Origin of the sequence: Synechococcus sp. BA-120 BA3, assembly GCF_034931285.1 — a bacterium.
In the GTDB taxonomy this organism is placed as follows: domain Bacteria; phylum Cyanobacteriota; class Cyanobacteriia; order PCC-6307; family Cyanobiaceae; genus Cyanobium.
In genome coordinates this window covers 1-554 of sequence record NZ_JAYGHZ010000242.1, presented here as the reverse complement: position 1 = coordinate 554, position 554 = coordinate 1, and the positions used below count along the sequence as shown (strand labels likewise).

1 protein-coding gene and 1 pseudogene are annotated in these 554 nt (G+C 77.4%); one reads left to right on the top strand and one right to left on the bottom strand.

The genetic code is table 11. The annotated features are described in order from the left end of the window. A partial coding sequence (locus VB737_RS07550; protein ID WP_500312290.1) for a 3-methyl-2-oxobutanoate hydroxymethyltransferase occupies positions 1-261 on the top strand: 261 nt, incomplete at its 5' end. Here the strand turns inward: VB737_RS07550 and VB737_RS07545 are convergent. Further along, positions 173-554, bottom strand: a pseudogene (locus tag VB737_RS07545) (radical SAM protein); the annotation flags it as partial. The gene VB737_RS07550 and the pseudogene VB737_RS07545 sit on opposite strands and share 89 nt — an antisense overlap.

Sequence of the window (554 nt, the reverse complement as noted above, 5' to 3'; positions counted from 1 at the left end):
GAGCTGAGCGCCGCCCTGGCGGTGCCGGTGATCGGCATCGGCGCCGGGGACGGCTGCGACGGCCAGGTGCGGGTGACGGCCGACCTGCTGGGGCTCACGGCCCGCCAGCCCCCCTTCAGCCCGCCCCTGATGCAGGGCCGGGCCCTGGCGGTGGAGGTGCTGGGCCGCTGGGTCAGGGAACAGGGGCCAGGTGCGCCTGGGGCGAGGGCCGTTCCAGCTCCTGCCACCAGGCCAGCATCTCCCGCAGCACCCCATTGCTGAGGGCCAGCCCCTCCGGATCCGCCAGGCGCCAGCGCGGGCCCTCGACGCGCAGCAGGCCGCGCCGCTCGTAGTCCCCGAGCCGTCGCCGCAGCCCGTCGAGGAGCGAGGGCGCCAGGCGCTCCTGGCGGGCGAGGCGCTCCAGGTTCACCCCCTCCCTGCAGCGCAGGCCCACCATCAGCCGCTCATCGAAGGGCAGGCCCTCTCCGGCGGCCGTCCCGTCGGTCCCCTCGGATGGCTCCGCCCCGGCGACCCGCGCCGCCAGCATCTCCGCGTAGCCGGCACGGGTGCGGGGG